Source organism: Candidatus Poribacteria bacterium, from assembly GCA_016866785.1.
In the GTDB taxonomy this organism is placed as follows: Bacteria; Poribacteria; WGA-4E.
On the sequence record VGLH01000133.1, the window covers coordinates 1 to 10,705 of the forward strand.

8 protein-coding genes are annotated in these 10,705 nt (G+C 64.5%); 3 read left to right on the forward strand and 5 right to left on the reverse strand.

What is annotated here, in order from left to right; all coding sequences use genetic code 11:
* The 5 genes from FJZ36_15700 to FJZ36_15720 form a co-directional block, all read right to left on the reverse strand.
* Nucleotides 1-514, reverse strand: a 514-nt coding sequence (locus tag FJZ36_15700; GenBank protein MBM3216344.1) for a transposase, incomplete at its 3' end; no start/stop codon positions are given.
* Nucleotides 324-1,085, reverse strand: a complete 762-nt coding sequence (locus FJZ36_15705; GenBank protein ID MBM3216345.1) for a transposase — start codon at nucleotides 1,083-1,085, stop codon at nucleotides 324-326. The genes FJZ36_15705 and FJZ36_15700, both read right to left, overlap by 191 nt.
* Nucleotides 1,082-2,452: a hypothetical protein gene (locus FJZ36_15710; GenBank protein MBM3216346.1), complete on the reverse strand. Its 1,371-nt coding sequence runs from the start codon at nucleotides 2,450-2,452 to the stop codon at nucleotides 1,082-1,084. Before FJZ36_15710 ends, FJZ36_15705 begins: the two co-directional genes overlap by 4 nt.
* Nucleotides 2,428-3,126, reverse strand: coding sequence for a hypothetical protein (locus tag FJZ36_15715; GenBank protein ID MBM3216347.1), 699 nt, complete (start codon nucleotides 3,124-3,126; stop codon nucleotides 2,428-2,430). Before FJZ36_15715 ends, FJZ36_15710 begins: the two co-directional genes overlap by 25 nt.
* A gap of 12 nt (nucleotides 3,127-3,138) precedes the next feature.
* Complete coding sequence (locus FJZ36_15720) at nucleotides 3,139-7,155, reverse strand: PAS domain S-box protein (protein ID MBM3216348.1); 4,017 nt, start codon at nucleotides 7,153-7,155, stop codon at nucleotides 3,139-3,141.
* A 138-nt stretch (nucleotides 7,156-7,293) separates the two neighbouring features.
* Between FJZ36_15720 and FJZ36_15725 the strand changes: the two genes are divergently transcribed.
* The 3 genes from FJZ36_15725 to FJZ36_15735 form a co-directional block, all read left to right on the forward strand.
* Nucleotides 7,294-8,091, forward strand: a complete 798-nt coding sequence (locus FJZ36_15725; protein MBM3216349.1) for an acetyl-CoA carboxylase carboxyl transferase subunit beta — start codon at nucleotides 7,294-7,296, stop codon at nucleotides 8,089-8,091.
* A 57-nt stretch (nucleotides 8,092-8,148) separates the two neighbouring features.
* Nucleotides 8,149-10,362, forward strand: coding sequence for a type I DNA topoisomerase (gene topA, locus FJZ36_15730; GenBank protein MBM3216350.1), 2,214 nt, complete (start codon nucleotides 8,149-8,151; stop codon nucleotides 10,360-10,362).
* Between the two features lie 34 nt (nucleotides 10,363-10,396).
* The coding region (locus tag FJZ36_15735; GenBank protein MBM3216351.1) for a gfo/Idh/MocA family oxidoreductase at nucleotides 10,397-10,705 on the forward strand (309 nt) is incomplete at its 3' end.

The following is a 10,705-nucleotide window of genomic DNA, read 5'->3' on the forward strand; positions in this document are numbered from 1 at the left end:
CCGGTTTGACCTCATAGCGCACCCGAATCGAGCGGTACTTGGCCAACCACGCCATCGTGCGCTCCACCACCCAGCGCCGCGCCGGATGGGTCTTCTCCCCGTGATCGTCGAGCTTCTCCTCGCCGATTCGACGGACGCGTCCGATGTAACCGGAATCGGCGATCGCTTGCGCTCCCGTGGGGTTGTCATACGCCTTGTCGAGACACAAGTGCAGCGGCTGTTCCTCCGTCGGAAATGGCGGCGCCAGAACGATGGCGTCCAGCGTTGCCGCGAGCAGCTGGGTGTCGTGGACGTTGGCTCCGGCGATCGTCACACCCAACGGGTCACTGTTGCTCTCCACGACGACGCTTCGTTTCACCCCTTTTATCCGCGTCCGTTGGGTTGGGTCCGACCGCGTCGGCGGGGATGGTCGACTTGCCCATCGCTTTGCCCATCGATCCATCGGCGGACTGCCATGTCCAGTCCATGCCCCCCAACTCCTCGCACCGGAGAAGCAGCTGACGCCAGATGGCATCGAAGATACCCATCTCGCACCACGCCTGGAAATGGCGATGGATCGTGCTGTCGTCACCGTATTCCTTGGGGATTCGATTCCACTGACAGCCGGTGCGCAGCTTGTAGACAACCCCGTCCAACACCGGGCGAAGCGGCACGCGCTTGCGGTCTTGCCGATGTCGAGGATACTCGCGGCTCAGAATCTCCTCGATGATCTCCCACACGTCGTCGGGAACCGCCCAGATCGTCGGTTCCGGCTTGGGTTCCGGCTTGGCATCGTCGGTCGTTTGCACGCGATAGACTCCTGAATCGACGAACTCACAGGAGACTATCGGATAACTGCATTCGTCGATTGAGATAGACACTAAGCATCGCCACCCGCGTCCCTCGACGTGCCGAACTCGATCCGCTCTTCGGGAGCGCTGTCCTGCATCGAAGCTCGGAACCACATGCGCCGAGCTCCGCGAACCAACCTCACCGCGATGCGGTGCTGCCTGGCAGCACGTCTTCTCCGAGCCGTATGCCAAGGGGATAGCACGCGAGCATGCGTCCCCATCGCGGTTGAGCAGCCAGACGTCTGAGGCGGTCACCTCAACGCTATATACACGCCCGAATGAGGTAAACTGGCGGGACCAAGGAGCAACGAGTCCACGGCGACTCCCCCATCGATCTCGGCTTCGACCTCCACCGACGCCTCAGCCCCTTCGAAGTAGGCGCTCAAGTTGAGCGTGATCGCTTCGGAACCGGGCTTGTCGATCTCAAAGACCACCCACTCGTCCACGTCCGCGCCGGGCACGCTCCGAAGGCGCAAGTGCGTCTGCGTCACCTCTGCGCTGGGAACCCGATTCGCGTAGATGCGCCAGCCTGCGCCATGATCCGAAGCGCTGCGTATCCGAGCCTCCAGCGTCCGGCTCCCGGGCGCCATTCCCTTGACGGACACACGCCCGACGGGGTGCATCAGTGGAGACGCGCCAGAGGGCCCGCCATCGACCAGCACTTCGAGCGACGCCGGCTGCATCGCGCCGTCGCCGGATTCCTGCACATAGACAACCGCGATATCCTCCACGGTCTCCAGGTCGAGCGCTTGCCGTGAATCGACGCTCATGGGAACCCCACGCCAGGGGTGAGCTCCGCATAGAGCCTGGGACGACCTCCGCAGCGGACCCGGCTTCGTAAGGTTCGACGATTTGCGCCGCAGAATGCGATTGCCCACTGGCGCAACGGCGCGCACAGAACCGGGATCCGAGTCCGACGTGCCGACGTCAGCCCCCAGCCCGACCGCGGGATCATCTGCACCGCCGCCCGCCGCGAGTTCCTCGCGCAGTCGGTACAAGGGTCGTGACGCTCTCAGCAGCGCTGTGTTCTGCACATCCGGGTCCAGTGTCATGCTAGACCACATCGACGGCTCAGATGAGGGTATCTCGACAGCGAACTGCGGCGTTACGTCGTTGGTGCGACGATACATGCGGCGCACCTGCGCCGCGTCGGCGAGGTCCAGCGACAGATGGACGTGGGATGAGCTGCTCAACCGAATGGCGTCGGCGTTTGGCGGGACAGCGACATACCATGTCGCGGCATCGGTCACTCGCTGTGCCGCACGCGCTCCGTCGTCGGAGTCCGTTCGGACGTCGGCAGGCGGCATCGGTGGGATCGGAGCCATTCCGTAGCCTGCATCGGACGACTCGGCGACGAACTGCCACGACACGTCGCCCGGCGTTGCGCCTACCGGTTGCCGCACCAACATGCGGATCACGCGCTCCTGCCCACCCCCGAGCTGTGGGATCCGCAACCACTCCTCAGGTGTCGGCGTGACCGCGAGCCAGCGGCTCACCGATTCGGCAGGAACCACGGGCTCCGCGACCTGCGTGTCGCTCAACCACGGTCGCGCGAACAGACGACCGGCAACCTGCCGTCCATCGATGGGCTCACGGTTCATGTACAGAACGGAGCCAGCCACGTTGAATGCGCCACCTCTCGCCGCCCAAGCCGGACTCGGTCTATCCGGAATCGCGCTGCCCGCTGGTCCGATATCGGCACAGTCGCCGACCGTCCGTCGACGATCAGTCGGGGCGTTCCACGCGGATAGCCGCCGGCACGGACAACGAAATCAATGGGCACCGGCAACCGACTGGTAGGGTTCAGCGACGTCATGCGGTTGTCCGACGGCATCACATCGCGCGACGTGACGTAGAGCGCTGTCTCCCACGGCACGAGCCCATCCGGCATCGTGTGCTTGGTCGCTTGGGTCTTCTCCCAGTACTCGCGACGCCACACGAGTTCGTTCTTCGCCGTCCGGAGCTCCAGCAGGAGCGCGTAGAGGTAGGTGCGCCGGTTGTCGTTCTGCGCGGGCCGCGGAACGTTAACGTGCGTGATCAGCTTGATCTCGGTGTCCGACGGAAACAGCGACATGCGGACGGTGCGGCCTGCCGTGATCTCGTAGGACAGTACCATCTCGGCGTCGGCGATCTTCTCGTCGAGGGCCAGACGGAACGGATCGACCTCGCGCGACATGACGTTGCGGAGCGCCATCACGCCGGCCGCGATGAGCGCCGCAGCCGCAAGCGCGCTCGCACCGATCAACGCCCAGCGCTTGCGGCGTTCTGGTTTGGCTTCGCCGAAGAATACGTCCATCGACCAGCCTGCCTACGCGCCTTCCGCCAGGCGGGACCCGGGATCTGCGCGCGGGGAGAGGACGTCCCACACGACGCTCGCAAGCTGCTCATTCGTCGTCCGCGACTTGACGAGCGACGCAGCCACGCGAGCCGCGTCGTCCGTGCCGACGTCACCTGCCGAGAACACGATGACCGGCATTTCTGGGGCTCGCTCAGCGACCTCCGGCAAGAGCTCGAACCCCGACCCGTCCGGCATCGCGATGTCCAGCAAGATGAGATGGAACTCCTCGGACGCCAAGAGTTCGCGCGCCTCGCGCAGCGTTGTGGCGAACGTCACATCGGTTCCCTCGAGGACCGCCGCGACAACCTGGAGCACGTCTCCATCGTCCTCGACGTGGAGGATGCGAGGCTTCGACACCGAACGCCTTCTAGCCGCCTCTCGCACAGATTCTGCAAGTCGCGCATGCTCTATCGGTTTCGGGATCCAATCGACAATCTCGACCGCCCCGCCGTTGCTCAGTCGCTTGGCTTCGTCGGTCGTCGCGGAGACGACGACCACCGGCAGCCTCCTCGTGCGCTCGTCGCTGCGGATCCGCCTCAGGAGGTCCACACCGGACTGGTCGGGCAGAACGATGTCGAGGATCAGCGCCGTGTAGTCGCGACGCATAAGCTGCTCGCGCGCCTCTTTGGCGGTCGCCACGACGTGCGCCGTCATGCCGTGGGCTTCGACCACGTCGGTGAGAAACGTTACGACGTTCTCGTCCGACGAGCACATGAGCACGTGGCGGCGGAGATCGACTCCTTCCTGGCGCGATGGCGCGTGGAGCGCCGTCCCGGCGGAGGGCAGAGCAAAGTAGAATGTCGTGCCCACTCCCGCTTCGGTCTCGAAGCCGACTTCGCCTCCCAGCCGATCCACGATCGCCTTGACGATGCTCAGACCTAGTCCCGTGCCTCCCTTGGCGCGCGAGTCGGACGAGTCTGCCTGAGCGAATCGCTGGAAGATGCGGCTCTGGAACTCCTCTGGGATGCCCGGGCCCGAATCGGAAACGCGGACGGTCACGCGCGAGTCCGACGACAACACCTCAACCGCTACCGTCCCGCCCTCCGGCGAGAACTTCGCAGCATTCGACAACAGGTTCGCCATGACCTGGAGCACACGATCTCGGTCGACGCGCACGTCTGACGAAGTCGTTGCGTCCGCACAGGTGATCAACACGCCGTACCGGTCCGCGTACGCACGGTTCTGCTCGATTGCATCTTTGACGATCTGGCTGACGGACCACTGGCGGAAGTCGAACTCCATACCGCCCGATGCCAGCTTCTGCATATCCAGGATGTCGTTGACCAGACGTATCAGCCGTTCGGCGTTGGAGTAGGCGATGTCTAGCATCTTCCGGGCAGTGTCGCCGAGCTCTCCCGCCGCCCCGCCCGTGAGCAACCCGAGAGCGCCAAAGATGGACGTCAGCGGGGTGCGGAGCTCGTGGCTGACGGTCGACACGAACTCGTCCTTCATGCGGTCCAGCGCCTTCCGCTCCGTGATGTCGCGGAAAATGGCACGCGTCGCAACCGGGCTCCCCCGGACCATCCGGCAGTTGACGCTTCCCTCGAGCGAGATACGAGCGCCGCTCTTTGTTACGAAGTCCACTTCGACGTGGTCCAGGTACGCCCCCGCCATCACCTTGCGAAACAGGTCGAGGCAATGCTCCCGATGCTCCGGCGCGATGACGTCCATCATATTCATCGACGCGACGTCATCGTCTCCGTATCCAAGCGCGTCGCGCCATGCGCGGTTGACGTAGTCGAAACTCCCGTCTGGCAGAACGCTCTGAATCAGGTCCTGGGCGTTCTCGAACAGATCACGATACCGCTCCTCGCTCTCTCTCAGTGCGTCCTCAGCGCGTCGGCGCTGGGTGACGTCGCGCGCAATGCCGGTGAACAGGCGCTGCGGTCCTGACCGAATCTCGGCAATCGTGAGTTCGACAGGGAATGTCTCGCCGCCTTTGCGCTGCCCTTCGACCTCGGTCATCCTCCCAATCACGTGGGGCACCCGTGTCGATAGGTAGCGGGCGATCGCCGCCAAGTGCTTCGGTCGGTAAGCAGCCGGCATCAGCAGCGAGACGTTCGTCCCAATCAGCTCGGATTCCGAGTAGCCAAAGAGCGTGGTCGTAGCAGCGTTGGCTCCGATGATCGTGCCCTGTTCATCGATCGTGATGATGGCATCGATCGCGTAGTCCATGATCGCGCGTATCCGCTCATTGGCGAGGCGCTCCGAATCCTGCGCGACCTTGCGCTCCGTGATGTCGGTACACACGCCGACGAGTTGCCACTCGTCGTCCGCCACAGGCTCCACCCACACGTCCTCGTTCAGCCACTGCGTGCGTCCGTCAGCCAGCAGGCACGGATACTTCTGCGAGTAATGCGTCCATCCTTCACGAAATGCCTGCTGCGCCAGCTCGTCCATCCTCCGCCGGTACTCCGGCGGCGTGCTCCGCGCCCACGCTTGAGCGTAGTCAACTCCATCGGACTGGTCGATGGGCAGAAACCGTTGCGCCGCCACTGGGTCGGGGAAGTAAAGCTGCCAATCGAACCCACCGTTGACGCGGCGCACGTCGGCTCGCCACAGCAGCGCTCTCACACCAGCGATGATCCGCCGACGTTCTTCCTCGTCGCGCCTCGCCTGCGTGATGTCCCGCGCGACGGCGTAGATGAGTCCCTCGGCGGGGTACGGTCTGGCGACCCACGACAGCCAACGGATCGCGCCGTCCTTTCGGATGAAGCGGCTTTCGAACTGGGCGGCGGCTTCGTTTCCTGCCGACTGCGAAAAGGCGCCGTTGACGACCTCCCGGTCGTCTGGATGTATGAACGTCATCAACGGCGGAGTCAGGAGTTCCGATTCCGTGTACCCGGTGGCTTCGATCCACGCCGGGTTCAGGCGCTTGAGGAACCCATCGAAACCGGCAACGCAGAACAGGTCAAGCGACAGCGTGAAGAAACGCTGCCTTTCCTCCTCCACATGGAGCCGTTCGGAAATGTTGCGGATCGTCGTCACCTGAGCCGAACCGCCGAAATCGGGCATGGAACGGTGACGCACCTCAGCGGCGAATAGGATGCCGTCCCCGCGCTTTCCATCGACAAGCAACCAATCACTGGACTGCATTCGCATGGTGCGCGCCAGGTCTTCGTGTGCCTCCTGGCTTACGAGATCGACGAGGCGCATGCCCGTGAGCTCGCCGTAGTTGGCGCCGAACATGGCATGCGCGGCCTCATTTGCGTCGACGATGGTGCCGCTCTCGTGGATGAGCACGCCCTCGGCGCTGGCGTCGGCGAGTCGTCGAAATCGCGCTCCGCTCTGCCGGGTCATCGTCAGCGCCCGGTCGAGATCCGCGGAGGTGCGCCCAAGCTGCTCGCGAGCAGCCTGCAGCCTGCGGACCGATGCCAGGCGGGCTCGGTGGATGACCACGGCAAGGAGTGTCGCCATACCGATGGCGAATCCCTCACGCGACCATCCGGAAGGCTGCCCCACGGCAACGAACGCGCCAATCCAGCACAACACGGTCGCCGCGAGCATCCCAATGAGCCACGGCGTCGACAGGAATAGGAACCCGATGCCGACGATGAACAGAAGCAGGTTGCCCGTCTGTGCCGGATCCGCAGACAGGGTGAGATGCAGTGTCGAGTTGACGAGCACGATGGATGCCGCCGCCGCCGCCCCGACGTGTGCGAACCTCGGGGGAAGCTCCTGCCGACGTAGCGCAACCCACGCCCCCCAGCACCACACAGCCGAAGCCGCCGCGACGACCACCATCACCGAGCGAATCGTCCCGGTCAGCACGAGGTAATGGGTAGGCGCCAGCAGCGTGTAGAGGATGGCCAAGCCCAGTAAGACGGAGGGCAGGCTGTCTCGCACGACGACGCTCGCGACGTCACTGGCGCGAACCGCATGTCCGTCGGCGGCCCGAGTATCGTCTGCTTTCATCGTGACCCGTCTCGTCAAAGGCGGACGGTGGAGCATCCTGAGCGCGCCCAGGAGCTGTCCCGCCACTTCCATCGTAACCGCGCCGACACGCGGATCGCAAGCGGATGCTCGTTCCCTCGGCTTGAAAACTCGAATCGCTGTGGACTAGACTTCCCCGCGCCAGAGGTCGCCTGAAGCGCCGGTCGCGTCTGAAGGCAGTGGGAGAAAGCCGTGTCGAACCCGTCACCGCGCATTGCCTGCCGTGGATGCTCCTCTGAGCTGGTGGCTGACGAGCTCGAGCGGAATGCGCGAGTCTGCCCGCAATGTGGTTTCCACCACGTGCTCTCTGCGCGGGAGCGCCTCGACAGCCTGGCCGACGAAGGCTCGTTCGATGAATTCGGCGCCGACCTCTACTCAGTCGATCCGCTGGGCTTCCCCGGCTATCAGGAGAAGTTGCGCGCCGACCGCGAACGCACCGGTCTATCGAGCGAAGTGCTAACCGGCTACGTATCGATCGGGTCGAACCGAGTGGTCATCGGCGTATCCGACGCCAACTTCATCATGGGAACCATGGGCTCCGTCGCCGGTGAAAAGGTCACGCGGTGTTTCGAGCTCGCCGTGGAGGCGGGGCTTCCTGTGATCATCGTGTCCGCATCAGGCGGCGGCATGCGCATGCAGGAGGGCACGATCGCCCTGATGCAGATGGCGAAGACGAGCGCGGCAGTCATGCGGCATCATCGGGCAGGGCTCGTCTACATCGCCGTGGCGACACATCCGACGATGGGCGGGTCTGCGGCGAGCTTCGTATCGCTGGGGGACATCATCATCGCAGAACCGGGAGCGATGATCGGCTTCGCGGGTCCACGCGCCCGAGCCGCCATTGGCGAGAAGATGCCCCCTCGGCTCCAGTCCGCCGAGTCGCTGGCGGAACACGGCATGCTCGACGCGGTCGTACCCCGCCACGAGCTACGATCCGTTCTGATAGAGATTCTCGACTTCGTGAATGACAGGGCCCCGTCGCGTACCTAACCCATGTGTGTGCGACGGATGAGCGCCGGAATCGCGTACGAGCAGCAGGAAGGTTTCATGCCGAAGAGACTCGTCATTGTCGAATCGCCAGCGAAAGCCACCACGATCCACAAGATCCTAGGGAACGACTACGTCGTGAAGGCGACGCGTGGACACGTCCGCGATCTGCCTCGCAAGAAGCTCGGAGTCGATATCGAGCAAGGGTTCGAGCCCGAGTACGAGGTGATCGAGGGAAAGTCCAAAGTGCTCTCTGAGCTGCGGGCAGCCGCCAAGGCGAGCGACGACATTCTCCTCGCCGCCGACCCCGACCGCGAAGGGGAAGCCATCTGCTGGCACGTCGCTCATGAGCTGCGATCCACCAAGAAGCCGATCCACCGGATCGAGTTCCAGGAGATCACCGCCGATGCCGTGCGGCGAGCCGTCGCCGACGCGCGTGACATCAACCAGCAGTTAGTGGACGCGCAGCAGGCGCGCCGCGTCCTCGACAGGCTCGTCGGTTACCAGATCAGCCCGATGCTGTGGCGGCATGTCGGCAAGGGGTTGAGCGCGGGACGCGTCCAGTCCGTCGCGGTGCGTCTCATCTGCGACCGCGAGAACGAGATTCGCGCCTTCCGACCCGAAGAATACTGGACGATCACGGCGACGCTGGCGGACCGCGAGGATGTCACGTTCGACACCAAGCTCTTCCGAATCGGCGACGAGAAGCCCGAGTTCGGCACCTACGGCTTCGGGATCGATTCGAGCCGTGCGGAAAGCATCGCCGATAACGCCCGACAGCAAAGCTTCGTCGTCAAGGAGGTGACGCAGAAGCAGCGGAAGCAGTCGCCAGCGCCTCCGTTCACGACGAGCACGCTCCAGCAGGAAGCCTCGCGCAAGCTCTCGATGACTGTCGCCCGGACAATGGGCGTCGCCCAAACGCTCTACCAAGGCGTCGACATCGGTTCCGACGTGACTGGGCTCATCACCTATATGCGAACCGACTCGACCCGAGTCGCAGAGGAAGCCCTCTCCGTCGCACGAGCGTTCATCCGTGAAGCCTACGGCAAGGAGCTCGTGCCGTCGCAGACCCGGCGGTTCGCCAGCAGGAAGGGCGCGCAGGACGCCCACGAGGCGATCCGACCCACAGACCCGCGACGAACGCCCGACTCGCTCCGCGGTCACTTGGGCGACGCCGAGTACAAGCTCTACGATCTCATCTGGAAGCGCTTCATCGCCAGCCAGATGGCAGACGCCATCATGGATACTTCGACCATCGACATCGCCGCGGGCCCCTACACGTTCCGAGCCACTGGCAGCGTGCTTCGCTTCGCCGGGTTCCGCACCGTCTACCTCGAGACGGACGAGGACACCGCGAACGACAGCGACGACCGGCAGCCCCTGCCGGACGTGAAGGCAGGCGACAAGCTGTCGCTGCTCGACCTGCTGCCACGGCAGCATTTCACGGAACCGCCGCCCCGATACACGGAGGCGTCTCTCGTGAAGGCGCTGGAGGTTCAGGGCATCGGTCGACCGAGCACGTACGCCGCGATCATCTCGACGATCCAAGACCGCAACTACGTGCGCAAGGAACGCGGCAGGTTCTTCCCGACCGATACGGGCGAGGTGGTCACGCGGATGTTGATCGCCAGTTTCCCGAACATCCTGGACGTCCAGTTCACCGCGAACATGGAATCCGAGCTGGACGCCGTCGAGGAAGGTAAGCGCGACTGGATTGAGCTGATGCGCGAGTTCTACGGTCCGTTCACGACCGCGCTCGATGGCGCGCCCGACCGCATGTACGCGGTGCGGAAGCAGATGGAGACCGTCACCCAGGAGACGTGCGACCAGTGCGGTCGCCCGATGGCTCGCAAGTGGGGCAGGTTCGGGTTCTTCCTCGGCTGCTCGGGCTACCCGGACTGCGCGAACACGGCTCAGCTTCCGGGAACGGGTCCCTCGCCGTCGCAACCCGTGGATACCGGCGTGAAGTGCCCGGACTGCGGCGGCGGCACACTGCTGCAACGCACAAGCCGTCGCGGAAAGGTGTTCTTCGGCTGCAGCACGTATCCGAAGTGCAACTTCGCTGCCTGGGATCCGCCGCTCGCGGGCGTCCCATGTCCTGAGTGCGGCGCTCCGTTCTTGACAGTGCGCCGGACGAAGACGCGGCAGTACAACTTGTGCTACCGCAAGGAATGCGGCTACAAGTCCGAGCCGACTCCACCGACGGACGAGCCGCTGGTTCCCGGCATGGAACCGGCGAGCCCCTCAATGACGGAGCAGTCTGATCTGGACTAGCGCTGGCTCGACACGCAGCGCGGGATGCAGACCGATGTCCCTCCGAGTCGCCCTGCTCGAGATCGACCACTGGCACGTGCCGATGTACGTCGATGCGCTGCGACCGCTCGACGCCGAGATCGTCGGGGTGAGTGACGCCGATCTGCCTCGCGCACAGGAGCTCGCCCGTTCACTCGGATGCCGAGCCTTTGCAACGGCAGCGGACTTGCTCGACCGGGAGACGGTCGATCTCGCTCTCGCCTTCGCACCGCACTGGCGGATGCTCGACCTCGCCCGTCTGCTCGTGGAACGCTCGCAGCCGTTTGCCATGGAGAAACCGATGGCGCTCCAAGCGGACGCGCTG

What these genes read in the sequence shown, in the direction of transcription:
- FJZ36_15715 (MBM3216347.1), bottom strand. Translation starts at nt 3,126, where the DNA reads ATGGACGTATTCTTCGGCGAAGCCAAACCAGAACGCCGCAAGCGCTGG.
- topA (MBM3216350.1), top strand. Translation starts at nt 8,149, where the DNA reads ATGCCGAAGAGACTCGTCATTGTCGAATCGCCAGCGAAAGCCACCACG.
- FJZ36_15720 (MBM3216348.1), bottom strand. Translation starts at nt 7,155, where the DNA reads ATGGAAGTGGCGGGACAGCTCCTGGGCGCGCTCAGGATGCTCCACCGT.